A 21,220-nucleotide genomic window follows, 5' to 3' on the forward strand; every position below is an offset into this window, starting at 1 on the left:
AGCTATTCATCCCCTAAATCATTTTCTACACCATCTCATACAGCAGGGCTGTATTGCCCCGCACCAGTTCCAGATGGGAGCGCAGCGTTTCAAGTCCGCTTTGCACCACCTTGGCGGGCAGATCCCAGCCTGGGGCAATTTCAGCAGCCAGCTCCAAGAGGTCCTGCTCCCGCAGAGCTGCCAGCAGTTTAGACGCCAGCTCGCCCTCCAGCAGAGTGCAGTCCAGGGTGTCCTCCGTCTGGGGAGCAGGAAAACGGACATCCAGATCCAGCTCGCCCTCACCAGTTTCCCTTAGTTAAAGATATGAACCCTCATTATCAGTCTACTTTTCCAATAAATCGGTAATATATCTCTATTTCCTGTATTCTTTCATTGTCCTCATTCGTTGTTGCTTCGTGAATAAGGATTTTTTCTATCATTGCATTTAATAACGGTGCTGTCAGTTCCTTTGGTACGGAATACTCCTTGATTAACTCAATCCACTTTTCAGCACCTATCATATCCTGTTCCATTTTACTTAATTCTTCTCTTAGGTTGGTTATCTGCTGTTCCAGTTCTATCTGTTCTTTTTGATATTTCCCCGACAGCATGATGAAGTTTCGTTCCGTTATCTTCTCACAGGCTCTATCTTCATACATTTTCGCAAACAAGCGGTCAATCTCATTTTGTCGGCTCTCGGCTTTCTTCAAAGCACTTGCCTTTTTCTTCTTTGCCCGTATTCGCTCTGCATTGCCAGCCTTTTGTATCTTATTCAACACCTTTTCTTCGTCCTGCTGTACTGCCTTAGTCCAATACTGCAATCGTTCCAATACGGCTTGATACAACACATCATAACGGATATAGTGCATAGAGCAAGTACCTTTTCCAAACTGCCCGTAGTAACTGCAAGCATAATAACTGTATGGCGTTTTATTTGCCTTATTTGTCGCAAACCGCATAGACCAGCCACAATCCGCACACTTGACAAGCCCTGCAAATATCGGCGTTGCTTTTTCCTTTGTCTGTCTACGCCTTGATTTTATCTGTTCCTTCACACGATAAAACACTTCCTTATCAATAATCGGCTCATGGGTATTTTCTACTCGAAACCATTCACTTTCAGGCTTACGCACTTTCTTCTTGCTCTTGAATGAAACTGTTGATTGTCGATTATGAACGCTGTTTCCGATATAGACTTCATTTTTTAAGATTGCCTTGACATGAGCAATCGTCCACTCATAACGCTTGCTGTCGGGCTTTCCCTCAAAGATATGTGCAAAAGTACCGTACCTTGTAAAATTCAGCCAAGACGCTGTTGGAACTTTTTCTTCTCGCAGTACCTTTGTGATTTTGGCACTACCATAACCTTGATAGGCTAGGGAGAAGATTTTTTCAACAATCCATTTTGTTTCCTCATCAACCAGCAGTTTTCCTTTGATGTCGGGGTGTTTCTTATATCCTAACGGAGCATAAGCCCCATAATATGCACCCTCTGCAAATTTTGTCTTAAATGCAGATTTCACTTTACGGCTTGTATCTCTTGCCACCCATTCATTGATGATATTCTTAAATGGTGCAATCTCACTTTCGCCTTTTTCGCTGTCTACACCGTCGTCAATCGCTATGTAACGGACATTATGGCTGGGAAAATACAATTCTGTATATTGTCCTGTCATAATATAATTTCTGCCAAGTCGGGAAAGGTCTTTCGTTACAACACAGTTGATTTTTCCTGCCTCTATATCTTCAATCATTCTCTGGAAACTCGGTCTTTCAAAATTTGTTCCCGACCAGCCGTCATCAATATACTCATCAATCACATTCAAATGATGTTCTTTTGCATATAGACGCAACATACTTCTTTGTGTGGTAATGCTGGAACTTTCGCCCTGTAATTCATCATCTCGGCTTAACCTAAGATAAAGTGCAGTATTGTAAATCTGTTGTTTCATTGTCAGTTATCCTCCTTTATAACTAACCCGTGTTTACAATACCTGCTTGCAAGTAAAGTATAACACGGGTACTTTTTGTCATTCAATCTATTTCTTACAACTGCACCGATTTTATGCGATTGTCTGCTTTGCTTTTTCCAGCATAACATCCGTCAGAAGTTCTTCCATTGTCTTTCCCTTTTCGGAAAAATGCTCTTTTACAACAATCTTTGTTTTTCCTCTGTTGCCAATGCCACGCTTATTATCTGTCTTTTCCTGCCTTGTTTTTACAATATCAGCAATAGCACATACCCCCTTTCTGTAAAAATCTTTTCTAAGCAATTCAACGGCTTTTGTCATAGCCCACAGGAGTTCCACCTCTGCATAGTTCTTATGTAGCCGTACCCATTGCGTGCGACGCTCTGAACGCTCAAGCTGTGGCTGTACGGGAGTATCATTATCAGACAGAACAGGTCATGGCGGTAGGAAAGGACAAGTTTCTTACAGGAACACAGATAAGGCTCGCTCACTTTAGCAGGGAAAAGGTCATGGCGTATCTGTTTCAACGGCTCGCTGTCTGTCAAACGTATTAAATTGCTTTATTCAGTTGTCAAAGAACACGAAAGAAGAAAATCGTCTTTCCTATATACCGCGTTGGAAAAGAGCAGAAGCGTAACCAATCTTCAAAACTTTTCTCTTTTCCTGCACCATATAGGGAAAGAAAGTGTCATTCTGCTAAGTTGGTGATGAAAAAATCTGATTTTCTTTTCACACCCTAACTACCCATGCAACACTATTACTACCAACTATGGAATGAAAGATTTTCTTTGCTCCATATAGGGAATGGAAACTACGGATTGTTAAGTTGAAATTGAAAATCGTTTCTTCTTTCACATCATATAGGGACAGCAACCACCGATTTAATGACCTGTTTTCAAAAAAAGTCAGATTTCCTTTCCTTGCACCATATCTGTACGCAAGTAACCGTTTTGTTGCAGATTTTTTGAAGAAATTAAAAAATACCGTCATTCCCTTGTGGAACAGCGGTATCTTTCTCAATCATATCTGCTATGTCTGTTGTCATTTGTTTAATTTTTAATTCCTGCTTTTCTGTTAGTCTTGTATGTCTGTCGATTTCTTCCAGATAATTTGCTCCTGTTTTCTTTTCAATCTCTTTTATCATCAATAAAGAGGGCATGACCTGTCTTTCTAACCAGCGTTTTGTTTTATCCATATTGACAGCAACAGGCGTCATAATAAACGGAAGTGAGGTCGTTACATTATCTAAAAATATATCCCATAAAATATAATCGGGAAAATCTATCTGTGTGAGGATAAGGCTTGCTATGGTCTGTTCGGGATTTCTTGTAAAAACAAATTGTTCTATCGTTTGTTCTGCTTTTTCATTTTTCAAACGAATTTCAAAGCGGTTCTTAATGTTTGTTTTTATGCCTTTGCTTTTTTGTTCCTTTTCTTTTTCATACAGGCAAAAGTAAATAGAACTATTCTTTGAACCGATATAAAAGGTTTTTGCAGTATCTCCATGTGTACCCGATAATTTCCCGCTGTCTACTGCTTCATGGGTTCTTGAACGTTTCCATACCTTGTTGGCATAATAGCGTTCCCTTAGAATTTCTATATCCAGCAGTCCGCCCATATCATTGACCGCTAAATCTATGCGTTTAAAAACACCTTGATAATCTATACAACATCTTAAAAAGTAATACCAGTCTATCCCTCTTGCCTGTAAAACATATTCCAAGTTCCGACACCCCATACCTCTTAATTCCAATAAAACACCCATAGAACTATCTTTAGAAGCATTTATACTAATATCCCCATAGACATACTGTTCTTCATAACCATACATTCCGTAATCTTCATGGATAAAATATTCGCTCTTCATTGCCAGTACATTTTTTATAATTTCCAATGCGTCTATGGTAGGAAAACGAACACGCAGGTAGTCAATCGTTAAAGTGAAAGGCTGAGTACAATTACAATAATCAAGATAATGTAGAAGTATATGTTTCATTTCTTTACTGGCTTTTGTTTTTCCGTTTTCAATTTCATTTAAGTTCTGCCTGCTGATTTGCAATTCCTGTGCCAGTCGTGATTGCGAATAATCACAGGCTTTTCTCTTTTGCTTTAATGTTTCAATAAATTTCATATCATTCATGTTTTATTCCTCCAATCAAAAAAGGCATATACTCATAGAAGCATACACCTTGTATCTTATCATTATTTGCTATTGATATGCTGTTTTAGACCTGTCGGGTAGAAAAAATAGGGTGTGAAGTGAAATAAGGTAAGCGCAAAATATTGCTACGCTGCCCATGAATCACGCTTGCACCAAAATGATAGATGCAAGCGTTTTGCTCTATGTTTAGTTTTGACAGTTCGCTTTCGCAGTCTCGCTCCATGGGGCAAGCTGTTCCAGCTGTTCATCTGACATTTTAGCGTCTGGTCGCTGTGATAAGAGGTATGTCAGATATTTGTAGGTATTCAGGTCATTCGCTTTTGCCATCTCAACCATTGTATACACAATAGCGCTAGAGGCAGCTCCCTTCGGACTGGCACTGAACAGCCAGTTTTTCCGCCCAACAGTGAATGGTCTGATTGCATTCTCGCTAAGATTATTGGATAAACTGCAATGACCGTCTTCCAGATAGGTCATCAGGGTGTCTTTCCGATTTTGGGCATAGTTCACCGCTTTCGCCAAACGGGTTCCCTTGTTTGGACGCTGTTGATCCAGCCAATTCCAGAATGCCTCCAGTATCGGCTTCTCCTTTTCAAGACGGAACTGTTTTCTCTGCTCCGCAGTATGATTTTTTGCTTTTGAGTACCGCTCACAATCAAACAGCTTGGAGCAGAATTGTACTCCCTGCACCGCCGGAAGGCTGTAATCATACTCCTTCCCTTTCGGTATGGCATCTGTGAAATAACGTCTCACATGTGCCCAGCAAGAGCAGCGTTTGATATCCGGCAGATTGTTATAACCCTGGTATCCGTCGGTCTCCAGATATCCACGGAACCCATTCAGGAAAGATGCTGCATGGAACTTTGCCCTTGTCTCTGTGTAATGATAGAGCAGGATCGGCGGAAGCCCATCTTCTCCACTGCGGAAGAGCCACATCCAGGAATCTGTTTCAGGATTGCGCTCCGGCTCATTCAGTACCTGAACTCGAGTTTCATCTGCCATCAGATATTTACGCATCCGTAACTGACGGTGAAAATAATCATAAACATGACAGAGGTAATTCTCGGCACAGTAAATGATCCAGTTAGCAAGCGTAGCCCGGCTTAATGGGACACCCAGCTGCGTCCATTCCGATTCTTGCCGGTTTAATGGCAGACCATTCTGGTACTTCTGGTGCATTGCCCATCCTACAACAGATTCCGATGCATAACTTTCCGGGATCAATGGGTCCTGAACAGGCGCTTTGACAAATGTCTGCTCATCCGGGTGTTCCTCTGATATGGCACACTCCGGGCATTTATAGGTTTCACGATAGATATTTACTACTTTCCCTTTGGCAGGGGTAAACCGGAATTCATGGCGGACGAATTCTTTCCCAATACATTCCATCTGCGTTCCGCAGGTTGGACAGTTTCGCTCCTCCTCCGGAAGAGAAATGATCTCGTCGCAGGAAGGGATATTTTTAAAGAGATCCGCATGTGTCCGTCGTGCTTTTCGCTTATGTTCCGGAACAGTGATGTCATCAGGAAGTTCCTGTTTCCATGTCGGATCTGCTTCCTGCTCGGCTTCATCAAAAAGATTCAGCTGACCATCGATATCTTTCCGTTTTTCACTGGAAGTACCAAAGAGCTTCTTCGTGAGATATTCAATCTGCTGACGAAGATTTTCTTTTTCCAGACGGCCTGCTTCCAATGTTTTTTGTAAAGACTGGATCAGTTCTGTCTGTGCGGAAATCGTTTTATTCAGTTGGTTGATCATGTCCTTGTACGCAAGGATTTTTGAATCTTTTGAATTACCAGCCATATGTTTTCTGCTCCTTTTTTACTGCTCTTATTATACCATAAAAAGCAATGAAAAAGAAGCAGGACACCCAGTATTTATAAGGGATTGCAGATATGATACAGGGTGTGGAAAGCTCTCCATTTTTGTTGGTTGGCATAGAGATTTTACACGATCATTCCGTAGGTTTGAATGCTTTTGGTTGTTCGATTTCAAGACCGGACATGAGCCAGTCGAATTGCTGCCAGGTCAGTTGCTTTACTTCCAACTGATTTCTGGGCCAGCGGAATCTGCCCTGGACTTCCATACGTTTATACAGCAACACAAATCCGTCAGATTCCCAGAGCAAAGCTTTGATCCTGTCACAACGTTTTCCACAGAAAAGATAAAGGGCGCTTCGCCTTGGCTCCATATGGAGTTGATCCTCTACAATAGCACACAGCCCGTCAATGGATTTCCGCATATCCGTTCTGCCTGTTACGATATAGATTTCATCGGCGGCTGTGATATCCCCTAACATTCCAACTCCTTCACAATGCGAAGTGTTTGAGCCAGAAGCTGAGGATCTGTTCCATTTGGTATTGTTAGATGAAAACTTCCTACAGACAGCTTCATTGGTTCTGTTACGGAAAGGTTATTTCTTTCCGTAGTTACTGGAATCACATTTAATGGCTGTTCATATGGGAGCGGGTCAGTATCATGAAAATCCACTCTGACAACTTCCTGGCTTTCCGGTGCACGATAGCTGCATCCATACAACCTTTCTGACGCAGCCTTTTTACCCAGTTGTAAAAAGTTCCCGGTTTGATGTCGTGTTCCACACACCATTGATGATCTGTCAATCCACTTTGACGGCATTCCATGATGAGACGGTATTGTTTTTCGGCAGGTATTCTTTTGCTTCTCATGAGCACACCTCCATAAATCGGATAGAATAAAATGCTCGCATCTATCATTTCTAGCAAGAGAAGATGAAGTGAAATGCTTGCATTCTCTAATGATTATTATGGAATAATTTTTAGGGCAACACAATCCGTCGAATTATTTTGCGCTTACNTTGGTTCTGTTACGGAAAGGTTATTTCTTTCCGTAGTTACTGGAATCACATTTAATGGCTGTTCATATGGGAGCGGGTCAGTATCATGAAAATCCACTCTGACAACTTCCTGGCTTTCCGGTGCACGATAGCTGCATCCATACAACCTTTCTGACGCAGCCTTTTTACCCAGTTGTAAAAAGTTCCCGGTTTGATGTCGTGTTCCACACACCATTGATGATCTGTCAATCCACTTTGACGGCATTCCATGATGAGACGGTATTGTTTTTCGGCAGGTATTCTTTTGCTTCTCATGAGCACACCTCCATAAATCGGATAGAATAAAATGCTCGCATCTATCATTTCTAGCAAGAGAAGATGAAGTGAAATGCTTGCATTCTCTAATGATTATTATGGAATAATTTTTAGGGCAACACAATCCGTCGAATTATTTTGCGCTTACGAAATAAGTTCTTATAACCTTGTAAATCGTTGCATATCAGCAGTTTTATATTTATTTTTTCTCTTGTCTTTTGTAATAGTACCCCCCTGTTAGATAACGGGGGCTTACTGTTCGCTCGCAAGCTCGCTCAACTGCCGGAGTGAACCAGCCACTAAAAACGGTGGAAAAATCTAAGAGATTTTCCCACCGCCGTGTCTGGATCACTCCGCCTATTATGCTTTTTCGCTTTACCTTTTAATCCCCAATCATATTATACCTCTAATGCACGAATTAGATTTACCATTTCAATAGCTCCCTGTGCACATTCAGAGCCTTTATTTCCTGCTTTGCTACCAGCTCGTTCTATCGCCTGTTCAATCGTATCTGTCGTAAGAACACCAAACATAACTGGTGTTTCGGTATTTAAACTGATTTGAGCAATTCCTTTTGATACCTCACTACACACATAATCATAATGGCTTGTACTACCTCGAATAACTGCTCCCAAACAAATAATCGCATCATATTTTTTACTTTTTGCCATTTTAGACGCTATCAAAGGTATTTCAAATGCTCCCGGAACCCAAGCTACCTCTATGTCCTTTTCACCAACATTTTCTCTTTTCAAATTATCTAATGCACCTGCTAACAGCTTAGAAGTTATAAACTCATTAAATCTTGCTACAACAATACCGATTTTTATATTTTCTGCTACTAAATTTCCTTCAAAAGTGTTCATTTATTTTTCCTCCATATTCAAAATGTGTCCCATTCGGTCTTTCTTTGTCTTTAGATAAAAACTATCATAAGGATTTGCTTCTATTTCAATCGGTACTCTGCTTGAAATTTTCATTCCATAATCTTCTAACTGATAAACTTTATCAGGATTATTTGTAAGTAAATGCAATGATTTTATTCCCAAATCTCTTAAAATCTGTGCACCGATATAATATTCTCTTAAATCGCCTTGAAATCCTAATGCAAGGTTGGCATCAAGTGTATCCATACCGTTATCCTGTAAATGATAGGCTTTTAGTTTATTGACAAGCCCGATACCTCGTCCCTCTTGTCGCATATAAAGCAATACACCAGAACCATTTTCTGCAATCATTTTCATTGCTTTATCTAACTGCTGTCCACAATCACAGCGTAAAGAACCAAAGACATCTCCTGTTAAGCACTCTGAGTGGACACGACATAGCACATCGTTTCCATTATTCAAATCTCCCATAACCAATGCAACATGATGTTCTCCATTCAATTTATTGATATAACAATGTGCTTTGAAATTCCCATATTTTGTAGGCATTTCTACAACCGAAACACATTCTACAAGCAAATCATATACTTTTCTGTATTCCTGTAATTCTTTAATTGTGAGGGTAGGTATATGGTGCGTTTGAGAAAACTGAATTAAATCAGGTGTTCTCATCATTTTCCCGTTTTCATTCATAATTTCGCAACATAAGCCACATTCTTTTAAGCCAGCCAACCTCAATAGGTCAACCGTTGCTTCTGTATGTCCATTTCTTTCCAAAACACCTCCGTTCTTTGCAATCAGAGGAAACATGTGCCCCGGTCTACGAAAGTCAAAGGGATTTACATTCTCAGTCACACACATACGAGCCGTTAATCCTCTTTCTTCGGCAGAAATACCTGTTGTAGTATCCTTATAATCAATAGAAACTGTAAAGGCAGTTTCATGGTTATCTGTATTATCTTCAACCATAGGGGAAAGCATGAGCCTGTTAGCCAGACTTTCACTCATAGGCATACAGATTAAGCCTTTTGCATAAGTCGCCATAAAATTAACATTTTCTGTTGTCGCAAATTGTGCCGAACAAATTAAATCCCCCTCATTTTCTCTCTCTTTATCGTCCATAACCAAAACAAGTTTTCCCTCTTGTAACGCCTGCAATGCCTCTTTTATTTTTTGATATTTCATAATTCCTTTATCCTTTCTGCTAAAATCCGTATCGGCATAACAACTCTTTCGACAACTCTGTTTCATTGCTGTTGTCTATGAGTTTCTGCACATATTTCCCTAATATATCATTTTCAAGGTTTACCATATCCCCGACTTGTTTATTCTTGAGAATTGTTTGCTCCAAAGTATGAGGGATAACGGATACCGAAAAATCTGCTTTCGATACTTTTGCGACAGTAAGACTAATACCGTCAATAGCAATCGAACCTTTTTCAACAATTAGATTTAAGATTTCTCTTTGCGTATTGATTTGATACCACACCGCATTTTTGTCTCTACGCACAGACGATATTCTACCTGTCCCATCAATATGCCCCGTAACAATGTGACCGCCCAACCTGCCATTCATAGGCATAGCTCTTTCTAAATTCACAAGGTTTCCATGTCTTAACAGGCTAAGAGCCGTTCTGTTCCATGTTTCATTCATCACATCAACTGTAAAAGATTGTCGAGTGAAACAAGTAACTGTAAGGCAGATACCATTGACTGCTATGCTGTCGCCTAAATGTATATCCTCTAATATTTTTGAAGCTTTAATGGATAGTTTACAGTTACAAGTATCTTTCTGTATTCTTTCTACTTTACCGATTTCTTCTATTATTCCTGTAAACATGGATAAATCACTTCGCTTTCTATGAAATAATCATTTCCCACTTGAGAAAAAGCATATGGTTTGAGCATAATGGCGTCATTAGGAAAAGCAACACCTTGACCACTTACAGGGCTTTTTGCACTCCCACCAAATATTTTAGGTGCTATATAAATTTGCACCTCATCAACAATCTGTTGCTCAAGAGCACTCCAATTCATTGCACTTCCACCCTCTAAAAGTAGACTGTCTATCTGCATATTTCCTAAACATTGCATTAAATTCATTAAGTCAATATGATTACCTTTTTTCTTCGTATAAATAATTTCACAACCACATTTTCTGTAAAGAGCAATCTTACTTTCATCAATAGAAGAAGTAGCGATATATGTTTTAATGTCATTCGCTGTTTTGATAATTTTTGATGTAATGGGTGTTCTTAAATCTGTATCACATACGATACGAATAGGATTTTTCCCGTTTTCTAATCGGCATGTCAGTAAAGGGTCATCTTGAATAACGGTATTCACTCCTACCATGATCGCAGTAACCTTATGCCTGAATTGATGTACTTGTTTTCTCGCCTTTTCGCCACTTATCCATTTTGATTGATTTGTATAAGTTGCTATTTTCCCGTCCATTGTCATTGCATATTTCATAAAAACATAAGGAATATGCCTTGTAACATATTTTCTAAAAACTTTGATTAACTGTTGACACTCCATTTCTAAAATTCCTATCACAACTTGAATGTTGTTTTCCTCAAGTACCTTTACACCTTTTCCAGACACAATAGGATTACAGTCTAAAGTTCCGACGACTACTCTCGTAATGCCACTTTTAATAATTGCTTCTGTGCAAGGTGGTGTCTTACCATAGTGACAGCATGGTTCAAGTGTTACATAAAGTGTTGCTCCTACAGGTGACTCCCTACAATTTTTTAGTGCATTTCTCTCTGCATGCAATCCACCAAAGATTTCATGGTATCCCTGTCCTATAATTCGATTATCTTTTACAATTACTGCCCCAACCATAGGATTAGGATTGACATAGCCAGCACCTTTTTTTGCCAGTTTTATTGCTAATTTCATGTATTCTGTATCGCTCATTTTTACACCTCCCAAAAAATACATGCCTTGAATAAAATCTATCCAAGACATACAAAAGAGGATTTATGCGATTAAAGAAAATGCTCTGAAACAATATAAAATCATTCCAGAGCACGCAAAAAAAGCATAAACTTACTTTCATCTTCTTTCATCCAGACTATACTGTCGGCTTTGGAATTTCACCAAATCATGCCTTTCGGCTCGTGGGCTATACCACCGGTAGGGAATTACACCCTGCCCTGAAGATAGTTATTCAATTACGAACAATTATAATATTTGATATTATATCTGTCAATAAAAAGTTTTTTCTCGTTTATCCAAATACAATAATTTGCAAGCAGGTAAACACAGGTTATTTCTTAATATCCTTTTGTTTGGGAAACTCCCCAGTCCCAGATGGCCATATAGACCACGCCGGAGCAATCGCCGTTGGACAGTTTCTGCCGCTGACCGTCTTTGAGAAGATAAAAGGATGCAATCTGTGACATGGTGATTCCTCCTGAAAGTTAATCTTACGCGTCTCCTCTTTGCTCCAGCAAAGCAAAAACTTCATTCATATCCATTTCGAACATGACACTGTTTGCCTGCACCGGTGCAAAGTAGTAGGAAACTTTTTCTGTGCCAAATTCCTGCTCTATCTGCTCCCATTCTGAAGTGGGATAAATACAGAAAGCAAGGGTATCGCTACCGAGCGAGCCCATATACCAGCGGAGCTGATACTGCGGCGACAGATACTCCTGAATACTTCTCAGCGTAGTGTCACGGTCGGTACAATCATCTGCGTAGGGGATCGGTGCGCTGACACCATTCTTTTTCATAAAAATATCAACACCGCGTTCTTTTTCTGTTTCCACACATTCAAACTGAATTTTATCTTCATCAGGCAGTTTTTTATTGAAGTATTCGATGATAGATTCATCAAAATCTCTCCAGTCCACCCAGATCAGAGCATCGCTTTCCCAAAATTCGTCCTGATGTTCCTCATGTTCCGATAAAAACTTTCTGATTTCTTCCATACCGATTTCCTCCGTTTTGTTTTCTTACTGTAATTTATTATGTCTTTTTGAGATACTCCCGGAAGCATTCGATGAACTCCCGATTCCGCTTAGGGACATCGACCCCCTTCCGATGTGGGAAGAACCCTTCCTGTTCCACATCGTCCAGCAACTTGGGCAGATTCGAAAACCGGGCAAAGAACGGTAGTGCATAGTCTTGGATCTGCCCGGAAATCTCCTGGATAGAGCGTTCCCGCTCCAGCAGAGTAGATACCTCATAGCGGGGGAAGTCATCATACCGGCGGGTCAGCCGGGCGATGGAGGTGCCCACGATACCATCATAGGTTTTCTCCGTCCCTTCCTGCTCACTGCGCCACTTGGCAATTACCGGGGAACTCACATCGAAGAAGGCAGTAAAAGTGGTGGAGCCAAAGCGGATGGAGGGGGAAAAGTAAAAGGAGAACACAAAGATGCCGTCTTTTTTGTAGATGTCATTTTTGCTCTTGCGGTATTTGTAGCCCAGCGAGATCAAAGGCTCCGCGATCCGCTCACAGGTATAGACGAAGCTCTCGCGGTGCTTGGTTCCCTTGGGAAAATCCTTCTTCTCCATGTTGCCACCTCAATCAAAATCCATCCAGACCAGGTGCTTTCCGCATTGGAGGCACTGGAACAGATAGCATTGCAGGTGCCCGCCATTGACGGATTCCCGGATCATATTTTTCTGCTCCTCGTCCCACATGGGATCGTCCAGCACCTCCTCCAGCACACCCAGTGCCCGCAGTTCTCTGGCACCCACATAGCCCCAAAAGGCACAGTAGTCGCCGCAGTGAGCTCGCCAATATTCCTGCTGCCAGCCGGAGTAGCCGGGGGTGCGGTGGATCAGCTCGTCCAGTTTTTCCAGATCGTCTACACCATCATCCAGAGAGAAATCATCTTGAAAACTACCATCATATTTCCGGGCCGCTTCGCCGTTGGCGATGCATTCTGGGCACAGATACTCAATATCTTCCACGGAAAAAAACGGATTGGTATAAAAAATATGAGTCTCCTTGCCACAGCAATCACAGACAACACCTGTTGTGGACTCCTCAAAAGCGCCAGTTTCCAAAGGGTTCGGGTGATACCGGAAGGTGGGCAGGCCCAGTTTGGCCTGCCACTCCTTCTCTTTCTGCTTTTCCTCCAGCATTTTTTGCTTAGGAATGGCGTAGTGGTTGCCCCAGTTTTCCGCATAGTCTTTCAAGACTCCCAACCGCTTGAGCATTTTTTTATTCGAGCGATTTCCAATTTGGCGGAGCAATTCATAAGCATCCTTCTTAAAGTCCAGCAGATCATATACATCCACCAGCACCGCCTTTGCCTGCTTGTCTTCCGATTGCTCCAGTTTCTCCTTGAAAGCATAGAGAGCGCGGACACTGTCTGGATTTCCTTCTGTCTCCCGAAATTGCTTTTGTAGTTCAATATATTGCTTCAGGTATTCGTTCATGTTCACAATCTCCCATCAATCCCACCAGAAATACCAGGCAGTAGACTGCCACAGGACATCCGCCAGATTGCCCACAGTGGGGGCATCCTGCTCCTGGTTCACGATGTCCGGGCAGAAACCATATTGTTCTGTAGCAACTTCCATTGCCTTCTCCTTGGGAACAGGGGTCGGGAGTAGGAATTCCAACTCATCGTGGCTCATGGCAGCAGGGATGGCGCCATACTGCTCAAACCAGTATTTTGCCACTGCCATCAGCTCCGGCGTATCCGGACACTCATTCCAGTTTCCAAAGGGTAGATAGGCGAAGAGCTCCCAAGGGTTCTTTACCGGAATTTTAGCCAGAATAATGGGATAAGTCATGTGACAATCTGAATCCCAGTAGCTGGAAAAGCGGCAGTTTTCATATCCATCCTTCATCTCGCCCAGAACTTCCTCCTTCCAATCCATGTCATCGTCCTCAGCTTCTTCCTTACGCTGACCAGTCAATTCTTCCAGAACGGCCTTCCCATCCTTTACAGGCGCTTCTATCATCTTCCTTCGATACTCCTCTACCGTTTTGAGGTCAAATTCATAGCAGTCCACATCATGATCCGGGTCAGCGTTCATTACCAGACACTCCAACAATGTTTCATCATCCGCTCGAATAAGGATAGGAACAAAGCCATCATGGAAACTGTCCCGCTTAGCATAGCTATACGCAGCCATAATGGGGTCATCATCTGCCATAGCGGGAAAATAAGTACATTCGCAGTCCAAATATTCCATAATAGCCTGGGCCACCTCGGAAGGCTCCAGGGTATCCTCATCAAAGTTCTGTCCTTTCCAGTTTTCAAATCGCTCTCCAATTACCTCTGCCATAGCCTGATAATAATCCTCGTCAAAAGGAATGAACAGATAGGCTTCGTCTTGAATCTCCTCAGAGTAATTGCGTTCCTGCCCGATGACGCTGATTGCGTAGTTGTCAATGTCACTTGGGAAATAGGGACTATCCGGCTCCCCATAGTAGTAGGAAGCAAATGCTCGGCCAATTTTGTTGAATAGCGGGCCGACCAGCTGACCATCCAGTTCATCTCGGATAAATTCCCTTAGACCCACGCTGTCAGGATCAGCCTTGACCTTTTCTACTACCTCTCCGTACTCCACAAGGAATTTCTTATCCATCAGGTCATGCTCCATGCACCAGCGCAGGTAAATGGCCATGTGGTTGTAGGCGTTGATCTCATCCACTGGAAGAGCCTTTTCCTCAATGGTTTCCAGATGCCCGTTGGCATCATCCATTTCCACCACATAGTCGTCATCACTACTATCATCTGACTCGCTATCCAACGGTTCCCATCCGATTTTCAAAGTCATCTGCTCCTCTGGCAGAGAAACACCGGCACTGCGGGTAATGGTATGCTTATCGTCTGCCGAAAATCCGATGGTCTCACCATCTTTCAGCGTCACATCACACGCCAGCACATAGGAGGCAAGGCTTGCCAAAAAGTCCCGCAGATCCTCCGGCTCGGCGTCGGTGTTCAGCACCTCCATCTCCTCCTTACCGAACACATCCATGCCGTAAGTGTAGCCGTTCAATCCGCCCTCGCTCCGGTACAGGCCGAACCAGACCCAGTTGAAGATGGGCAGTTCGTCCTCTTTCATCATATTGGCGAAGCCCTCGTAGAATCGGGGTTCAAACACCACACCGCTGGTAAAAACGCCGGTAACATATTTCTGCTTACAGCACACTGCCATTGCCTTAGTAAACAGCTTGCCCCGTTCCAGCAGTTTTTCCTCCTCGCCAAGTACTGCCACCATGATATGGGCCTTGTGCGCTTTAGCCGCTTCTACGGCTTCTGGCCACATATAGTTATTTTCGGCGTTAATCTCTGCTTCGCTATCCGGGATGTGACCAGGAAAGAGTGTCGCAACCAGCATCATGCCGCCAACTTGCATTACCACAGCATCGCTGCTGTTCTCATCATCTTCATCTGCCCCATCTGATCCTTCATCCACAATGCCCCATTCTTCCCTCAGATCCCGGATAAACTGTTCCTTGTCCCACTCCGCTTTGGACAGGAGCACAGACCCGGCAAAGGATCCCTTACAGTCAGTTTCCTCCTCGTCGGCGTCATCCTCTTCGTCAAGATCCCCTGCCTCTTCATCCGAATCATAGAGGGATTCATGCTCCAGTCCACGGATAAATTCCTCAAAGCTATCTGCCAGATGGGTGATTTTATAGTCGTTTTCCTGATCCACATGGACTACCGCAGGCTCTCCCTGGGGGCCGCAGGTCCGGTAGTCCAGGAAGATCATATCGTGTCCGGCGCTGGGACAGTCACAAATGGCCACACCGATAGCGGGATATTCCCACTCATCGATCATAAACTGGCTGCCCAATTCCCCACACAGGGAATAGCTCTTTTCCCGTCCAATACCCAAAATTCCTGTAATGGCCACATGATCTTCCGCCCAACTGGTCGGCTCATCGCAGGGATAGCAGGTATTCACCGGAATGCCGCCGTTGTGCTGCTTCATCAGCCAGATGTAGGAGGCAGGCAGCTTGTAGCCCAGTTCCTCCTCCACGCTGGCGATCAGTTCATCGGAAGGCAGATCACTGACATACTCTTTTAGTGCATACCAATTATCATCCCAAAAGTTGGTAAGGTCGAAGTCCTCGAAAGGGGTATCGCCAGGCACGAATTTTACCTTCTTGTTCCTGCTGTGCTGGTATTTCCGAATCTCCGCCTTACATTCCCGGATTACCGCTGTGGCATTTTCATCCTCTGGGTCCAGTTCTGCCCACCGCTGGGCATAGTGGATAGCTTTTTGCTCCTGGCCGTGGAGATACTGATAGCCGTAGGCCATCCGCATATTCCACTCCGCCTTGTCCTCTCCTTCTTCTCTGACGGACTCCAGCACCTCAATGGCGCGAAGCAGAGCCTTATCCCCTTTGTAGTTGGGGGTTCCCTCATCGTGATCGCCGATAATGGCGTAGTTTTCCAGTGCCCTCGCCAGCGCGTAGGAAATGCGGTAGTTCCGACCGTCCTCCGGGATGGCATTCAGTGCCTGGATGCAGCGGGTGTACTCGTCCTCGTCGTTCCACTGCTCCAGCTGTGTAAAGAATGCCTCCTCGTTTTGCGGGGTGTAAGGGATATAGTCTATACCATTCAGCGTTTCGTCCAACTCGTCATCCTGATTCTCAGTTTCTGGCCCATCATCTTGTTGTTTTAGGGGCACAGATCCTGCTTCACGGCGGAAGGTATGGAAGATGGCCCATGGGATGTCCGTGCCTTCAAAGAACTCTTTTGCCATGTTCAGTGCCTCTCGGATGTCCCAGGCGATGAAGTCCACATAGCCGCAGTAGAGGCCGCTGGCCCCGCCGGTGAGAGTAAGCACTTCCGAACCGTCCCCGATGGTAAACAATTCCTCCAGCTTGTCCCGGAAGTCGAAGATTTTCTGACTGCCTTCCTTCTCTCGCAGGGTATCCAGGGGATAGCAGAAAAAGCCCGCCACCGCGCCGTCGGCATGGAGATCGTCCATAAAATCATTGTCGGCATTCAGATAGCCGTTGATGAGCGGCACACAGTTAGTGGAACCAGCAATTACATCCAGCCGCCAGTCGGTATCAGGGTCCTTGTTGGGTTCCATTTTGTAGCCAATGTAACTGTCCAGATAGGCTGCCGGATCGGTGGAGAGTTCCAGGCCCCGATCCTTCAGAGCATCAGGAAGTTGAGACATAAGAATGGACGGCTCCGCCTTGGGTTCCACCAGCACATCAAAGCTGTCTATATATCTCATGTGGGGGATCTCACCCAGCACCTGGTCGGTAAGGGTGGTGAGCAGCCACCAAGCCCGGCCTTCCTCCTCCCTGAGCATAGGCAGCAGCTTTTCGCAGTAGGCGGAGATGGCGAAGCTGTTTTCACCCTGCTCCTCCAGCCAGATCTGCACATCCTCTCCGGAAATCTCCCAGCCATCCTCTGTGCGCAGGCCGATATTCTGGAGGGGCTGACGGCCCACCAGGATATTCCAGTGCTCCAACACCTTCTTGGGAGCGTGTTTCTGGAAATAGACCAGTTCGAACAATTTGACTTTGTCGCCCTCCGGGGTGAGGATCAGCTCATGCTTTTCGCCGCCCACGCCCAGTTCAAAGGAGATCTCATCAAAAACCAGATTCAGGGTTTCCTCCATTTGGGCCACGATCTCCGCACCACGGATGTGATCCTTGTCCTCGTCCATCATCTGGCGCAATTCTGCTTCCATTTCGGCAAAGGTTTCCCACCAGTTCTCTGTCCGCTCTCGGAAGCACTCCGAGAACTGCGGCAGGGAAATGCCCTTCCTGCACCAGTCGATCAGCTCCATGGTGTCCTCGTCACCAGGGCGGGCCTCCAATGCCTTTTCAAAGTATCGCAGAGCCCGGCCCTCTTGATCCAGATAAAAGTAAGAGTAACCCATGCGGAAGTTCCAGTAATAGTCGTCCTCGAAGTATTCCTCATGGGGCTTTAGCAGAGCGAGGGCCTTTTTGAGCATTTCTTTGCAAGTTGGCTTATGTGGGTCTGCCAGATTGTTATAGGCGCGGGCCAACTCGCTGTCCATCTCAGGGGTACGCTCCTCGGCGGGGATGGCCTCCAGCGCATCAATAATTTTATGTTGTTTGCTCTCCTCATGCCACTTCTGGCACTGCTTCAAAATGTCCATATCAGTCTCCTCCTCGTCCTCATCCGGTTTCCAGTCTTTGATCTGCTGAAACACACCATTCTCATCCCGCTCAAAGGCACAGGGAGCGAGTGTATGCAGCAGAGGAATGATGTCGGGATCGTCGTTGCAGATCGTATTCAGTTTGTAAATCCCGGCATTGTTGGGGGCGTCCATGTACGCCTCGCTCTCGTCACCGGCGGTAAAGCGCCAGCCGCTGTCCCAGCCGCCGTCCGGCTCCTCCCGGTAGCAGTAGCCCACCTTGCAGCCCTCTACCGTGATGCGGTTGGTGGCGATGCAGCCATCGGCGCCCTCCCAGTCAGGGAGCAGATGTTTCACATCTTCCGCCTTTACATGGTAGTTCCGGTTACGGCCGGGGGATTCGTACAGCTCTTTCCGCAGCATCTCCACCTGATAAGCCATATCTGTGATCTCATCCTTACCCATCATCTCACTGATGTCATAGGACAGGGGATCTTGGACAAAGTCCGCCATGGCCTTATTCATGGCGTCGTACTCCTCCGGCGTAGCAGTGATGCGGATACGGCGGGCGGGGGTGTTGTACTCGTCCAGATCCTGAAGGTTTACACTGCCGCTGACGCTGCACTCCAGCAGAATGGCGGCCAAATCGGTGACCACATCACTGGCGAAGTGGAAGTCCATCTCCACGCCATTGGAGTGGGTGAACTCCAGATACTCCACGGTTTGGTGAAAGTCCCAGTTCTGCTTGTCCAGACCGATCTTGGCGAAAATCTCGCTGAGGGGGATCTCCTCTTGCTTCTGGTCCTCCAAAAATGCCACAAGGTTCAGGCTGTCATCCGAGCCGCCAATAAAGTTGCCCCAGTATTTTTTGATATACATCTGTCACGCCTCCTGTTCTGAATCCAGTCGATCAATGAGCTGATTCAAGTGTTCCAACCACGCAGGAGCGATCTCACCGCTATCCTCGTTCTTCCAAAGATCCACAATCTCACGGATGCCGTCCTCGTCCGGCACCTCGTTTTTGATGTCGGTGAGCTGCCGCAGCAGGAAGGCAATGGCTTCTTTGGATGCTGTGAAACCGGTGACTTTATCCCATATAGCTTCTTCATGATCGTAGTCCAGCTTGCCGTTATCCTTCCATTGGAAATACAGCTCCGCCAGAGCCATCGCAGTATTGTCAAAGAGGAAGTCGATTTGTGAAAAGTCAGATCCCAGCATGACTTCCTCTTTCATCAGTTCAATCATCTCGCCCAGATCCATTACCGGATGCTCCGGTACATATTCATTTTTGAGGATGTCCAGTACATCCAGCCCTTCGTCACGCTCTAATGCTTTTATACCCCATGCTCCCATGTCGGCACCTCTCTTTCTTTATTTCGTATCAAGCTTCTATTGTCAATCATGGTTCTCCACCCGGATAATGGGCCGGTAGAAGTCATAATCTCCGTTTAGTTCCTTGTCCTCCTGCACTTCCGGCTTACAGTGGGGCGAACAGGGTAGGAAACCGAGAAATGGGCCCAGCCCGCCGCAGATATTGCACCCGCCGTCACCGCCGCAGGTGGTAAGTCTATCAGACTGCACCACTTCCCGCATATAGGGATCGTAGGCGATGGACAGGCCGAAGAAGTTGGGTTCCTCCATATCATAGGGCCGGTTCTCATCCTCATCCATGTCCTCAAACCAGCGTAGACGCATGGAGTAGTCTAACCCATCTCCCCATGGGAACAGGGTCCGACATCCGCCGCCGCACAGGTAGGCCCACTCGTCCGCTGTGGGCAGCGAAAGCCCCTGCTTTTCCAGCCCGGCAAGAAGTGCATCGTAGTCTGTGCAGTGATAGATCCAGGTATGAAATCCATCTTCTGTCCGTTCTATGCGGGCCGACTGATGCAAGGTAAGACTGCTGCTGTCACTCCAAGCAAAATCACGGAATTCCTTCAGCCAGTCAGGGTGGGCAGTCAGCCTGGGATCGTCCATTTTGACTGGCTCCCAGTTAATTTCCTCCAGTTCCCGGCCCACCAGCATGGGGTCAATGGCCGCCTGCCGAACGGGAGCCATACTCTCTCCAATGAGTTCTGTCGGGTCCTGCTCCATTTCCCATTCCTGGAACAGATACTCCAATTCCTCCCGGCTCTCCTGATTCAGTCCCACGGCAAACTGCTCCCAGCCCAGGGTGACGGTATCGCCGGGGACAAAGACGAACTCCCGACCATCTTTCTCGAAGATGCCGGTGGTGCAGCTCTGGCCCCAGTGGTCAAAGGTATGTAGACCGAGAAAGGTCATAGTATAACGAGCAGCCAGGCTTTCCATCAGCGCCTGCTTCTCGGTGGTATCCATTTGATTGAATTGGGGACGGGACAGTTTTTCGTTCATGGAAAGTCCTCCTTCGATTCGTTTTGCGTGTTCCAGCAGATAGCTCCGACCATCCTGCTTGGCCCGTTCCAAGTATTGTGGAAGCAGGTCGGAATGGATGGCATCCAGCGAGACCAGAACGGCGATCCGCTGGTATTCCTGAAGTTCAGGAGAGTAACAGTTGCGTTCCCAAAACAGCGGAGCGAACTGTTCCACACAGTCAGGACGCAGAGCGGGCATCGCCAAAAGCGCCCGACGGCTCACATATTCATTGGGGTCCTTTGCGAAATCCAGAATTATATCCCTGACTTTCTGACTACATGAGCATTCCGGCAGATAGGCGGCAAACTGCCACTTGGCCTCATTCTCATTGGAGGCTGCGGCCCTGCGGCAGAGGCACTCAAACCATTTGGGATGGGAAGTGGTTTCCTGTATAAATCCCTCCGCTTCGTTGGCTCTGGCAATTAAATAGACCATCTCATCCAGCAGAAAGCTGTCTGCCATTTCTGCATCCATTTGGGTCAACACATGGCAAAAGGCATCAAATATATCATTCCACGCAGGGTAATCGACCTCCCACTCACCGCCAATCTCCTCGGTGGTTTTTCCGGGATAAGTGATTTCCTGCCACTGATGAAATTTTCTTGCCTGCTCCAGCAGGCACTCCCTGATGTCCTTTGCCATA

Annotated in this window: 17 protein-coding genes, 2 pseudogenes and 1 riboswitch; all 19 genes and pseudogenes read right to left on the reverse strand. The window is 45.3% G+C overall.

Translation table 11 applies throughout. From position 1 onward, the window contains the following. Positions 1-25: 25 nt before the first annotated feature. Positions 26-310 (reverse strand): annotated as a pseudogene (locus tag BN3656_RS17150) (hypothetical protein); the annotation flags it as partial. Positions 311-317: 7 nt separating this feature from the next. After that, positions 318-1,931 carry a recombinase family protein gene (locus BN3656_RS14710; RefSeq protein ID WP_066549660.1) on the reverse strand — a complete coding sequence of 538 codons (1,614 nt, stop codon included), beginning with the start codon at positions 1,929-1,931 and terminating at the stop codon, positions 318-320. Positions 1,932-2,042: 111 nt separating this feature from the next. Beyond that, a pseudogene (locus tag BN3656_RS14715) lies at positions 2,043-2,257 on the reverse strand (tRNA wybutosine-synthesizing protein 3-like protein). A 665-nt stretch (positions 2,258-2,922) separates the two neighbouring features. Further along, a complete protein-coding gene (locus tag BN3656_RS14730; protein WP_066549667.1) occupies positions 2,923-4,089 on the reverse strand; it encodes an XRE family transcriptional regulator in 1,167 nt (388 codons plus the stop codon). Between the two features lie 207 nt (positions 4,090-4,296). Then, complete coding sequence (locus tag BN3656_RS14735; RefSeq protein ID WP_066547293.1) at positions 4,297-5,913, reverse strand: IS66-like element ISRgn2 family transposase; 1,617 nt, start codon at positions 5,911-5,913, stop codon at positions 4,297-4,299. Positions 5,914-6,064: 151 nt separating this feature from the next. Further along, positions 6,065-6,409 (reverse strand): IS66 family insertion sequence element accessory protein TnpB, encoded by a 345-nt coding sequence (gene tnpB, locus BN3656_RS14740; RefSeq protein WP_066546197.1) that lies wholly within the window; start codon positions 6,407-6,409, stop codon positions 6,065-6,067. Between the two features lie 145 nt (positions 6,410-6,554). Then, a complete protein-coding gene (locus BN3656_RS17155) occupies positions 6,555-6,797 on the reverse strand; it encodes a transposase (protein ID WP_347460928.1) in 243 nt (80 codons plus the stop codon). Positions 6,798-6,997: 200 nt separating this feature from the next. Further along, positions 6,998-7,240: a transposase gene (locus BN3656_RS14750; protein ID WP_347460928.1), complete on the reverse strand. Its 243-nt coding sequence runs from the start codon at positions 7,238-7,240 to the stop codon at positions 6,998-7,000. 398 nt (positions 7,241-7,638) lie between these two features. Beyond that, positions 7,639-8,106, reverse strand: coding sequence for a 6,7-dimethyl-8-ribityllumazine synthase (ribE, locus tag BN3656_RS14755; protein ID WP_008394619.1), 468 nt, complete (start codon positions 8,104-8,106; stop codon positions 7,639-7,641). After that, positions 8,107-9,312, reverse strand: a complete 1,206-nt coding sequence (locus BN3656_RS14760) for a bifunctional 3,4-dihydroxy-2-butanone-4-phosphate synthase/GTP cyclohydrolase II (RefSeq protein WP_066549670.1) — start codon at positions 9,310-9,312, stop codon at positions 8,107-8,109. It lies immediately after the preceding gene. 19 nt (positions 9,313-9,331) lie between these two features. After that, complete coding sequence (gene ribE, locus BN3656_RS14765) at positions 9,332-9,967, reverse strand: riboflavin synthase (protein ID WP_066549676.1); 636 nt, start codon at positions 9,965-9,967, stop codon at positions 9,332-9,334. Next, the gene (ribD, locus tag BN3656_RS14770; protein ID WP_066549682.1) at positions 9,952-11,052 is read right to left on the reverse strand and encodes a bifunctional diaminohydroxyphosphoribosylaminopyrimidine deaminase/5-amino-6-(5-phosphoribosylamino)uracil reductase RibD; all 1,101 of its coding nucleotides are present in this window, start codon (positions 11,050-11,052) and stop codon (positions 9,952-9,954) included. The genes ribE (BN3656_RS14765) and ribD overlap by 16 nt, the downstream gene beginning before the upstream one ends. A 136-nt stretch (positions 11,053-11,188) precedes the next feature. Beyond that, positions 11,189-11,303: riboswitch (FMN riboswitch) on the reverse strand. A gap of 108 nt (positions 11,304-11,411) precedes the next feature. Beyond that, positions 11,412-11,540: a hypothetical protein gene (locus BN3656_RS17030; protein WP_278284615.1), complete on the reverse strand. Its 129-nt coding sequence runs from the start codon at positions 11,538-11,540 to the stop codon at positions 11,412-11,414. A 24-nt stretch (positions 11,541-11,564) separates the two neighbouring features. Then, positions 11,565-12,068: a glutathione reductase gene (locus BN3656_RS14775; protein ID WP_066549685.1), complete on the reverse strand. Its 504-nt coding sequence runs from the start codon at positions 12,066-12,068 to the stop codon at positions 11,565-11,567. A 37-nt stretch (positions 12,069-12,105) separates the two neighbouring features. Further along, positions 12,106-12,657, reverse strand: a complete 552-nt coding sequence (locus BN3656_RS14780; protein ID WP_066549691.1) for a DUF4304 domain-containing protein — start codon at positions 12,655-12,657, stop codon at positions 12,106-12,108. A gap of 9 nt (positions 12,658-12,666) precedes the next feature. Then, positions 12,667-13,530 (reverse strand): CbrC family protein, encoded by an 864-nt coding sequence (locus tag BN3656_RS14785; RefSeq protein ID WP_066549693.1) that lies wholly within the window; start codon positions 13,528-13,530, stop codon positions 12,667-12,669. Positions 13,531-13,545: 15 nt separating this feature from the next. Continuing rightward, entirely contained in the window at positions 13,546-19,065 is a 5,520-nt protein-coding gene (locus tag BN3656_RS14790; protein WP_066549696.1) for a DUF2185 domain-containing protein, read from the reverse strand. A gap of 3 nt (positions 19,066-19,068) precedes the next feature. Further along, positions 19,069-19,539: a DUF4259 domain-containing protein gene (locus BN3656_RS16935; protein WP_066549700.1), complete on the reverse strand. Its 471-nt coding sequence runs from the start codon at positions 19,537-19,539 to the stop codon at positions 19,069-19,071. Between the two features lie 42 nt (positions 19,540-19,581). Further along, the gene (locus tag BN3656_RS16740; protein WP_179297094.1) at positions 19,582-21,219 is read right to left on the reverse strand and encodes a hypothetical protein; all 1,638 of its coding nucleotides are present in this window, start codon (positions 21,217-21,219) and stop codon (positions 19,582-19,584) included. Between the last annotated feature and the right edge of the window lies 1 nt (position 21,220).

Source organism: Clostridium sp. AT4, assembly GCF_001517625.2.
GTDB lineage: Bacteria > Bacillota > Clostridia > Lachnospirales > Lachnospiraceae > Enterocloster.

What these genes read in the sequence shown, in the direction of transcription:
- BN3656_RS14750 (WP_347460928.1), bottom strand. Translation starts at nt 7,240, where the DNA reads ATGAGAAGCAAAAGAATACCTGCCGAAAAACAATACCGTCTCATCATG.
- BN3656_RS16935 (WP_066549700.1), bottom strand. Translation starts at nt 19,539, where the DNA reads ATGGGAGCATGGGGTATAAAAGCATTAGAGCGTGACGAAGGGCTGGAT.
- BN3656_RS14730 (WP_066549667.1), bottom strand. Translation starts at nt 4,089, where the DNA reads ATGAATGATATGAAATTTATTGAAACATTAAAGCAAAAGAGAAAAGCC.
- BN3656_RS17030 (WP_278284615.1), bottom strand. Translation starts at nt 11,540, where the DNA reads ATGTCACAGATTGCATCCTTTTATCTTCTCAAAGACGGTCAGCGGCAG.
- BN3656_RS14780 (WP_066549691.1), bottom strand. Translation starts at nt 12,657, where the DNA reads ATGGAGAAGAAGGATTTTCCCAAGGGAACCAAGCACCGCGAGAGCTTC.
- tnpB (WP_066546197.1), bottom strand. Translation starts at nt 6,409, where the DNA reads ATGTTAGGGGATATCACAGCCGCCGATGAAATCTATATCGTAACAGGC.
- BN3656_RS14735 (WP_066547293.1), bottom strand. Translation starts at nt 5,913, where the DNA reads ATGGCTGGTAATTCAAAAGATTCAAAAATCCTTGCGTACAAGGACATG.
- BN3656_RS14785 (WP_066549693.1), bottom strand. Translation starts at nt 13,530, where the DNA reads ATGAACGAATACCTGAAGCAATATATTGAACTACAAAAGCAATTTCGG.
- ribD (WP_066549682.1), bottom strand. Translation starts at nt 11,052, where the DNA reads ATGAGCGATACAGAATACATGAAATTAGCAATAAAACTGGCAAAAAAA.
- BN3656_RS17155 (WP_347460928.1), bottom strand. Translation starts at nt 6,797, where the DNA reads ATGAGAAGCAAAAGAATACCTGCCGAAAAACAATACCGTCTCATCATG.
- BN3656_RS16740 (WP_179297094.1), bottom strand. Translation starts at nt 21,219, where the DNA reads ATGGCAAAGGACATCAGGGAGTGCCTGCTGGAGCAGGCAAGAAAATTT.
- BN3656_RS14760 (WP_066549670.1), bottom strand. Translation starts at nt 9,312, where the DNA reads ATGAAATATCAAAAAATAAAAGAGGCATTGCAGGCGTTACAAGAGGGA.
- BN3656_RS14710 (WP_066549660.1), bottom strand. Translation starts at nt 1,931, where the DNA reads ATGAAACAACAGATTTACAATACTGCACTTTATCTTAGGTTAAGCCGA.
- ribE (WP_066549676.1), bottom strand. Translation starts at nt 9,967, where the DNA reads ATGTTTACAGGAATAATAGAAGAAATCGGTAAAGTAGAAAGAATACAG.
- ribE (WP_008394619.1), bottom strand. Translation starts at nt 8,106, where the DNA reads ATGAACACTTTTGAAGGAAATTTAGTAGCAGAAAATATAAAAATCGGT.
- BN3656_RS14790 (WP_066549696.1), bottom strand. Translation starts at nt 19,065, where the DNA reads ATGTATATCAAAAAATACTGGGGCAACTTTATTGGCGGCTCGGATGAC.
- BN3656_RS14775 (WP_066549685.1), bottom strand. Translation starts at nt 12,068, where the DNA reads ATGGAAGAAATCAGAAAGTTTTTATCGGAACATGAGGAACATCAGGAC.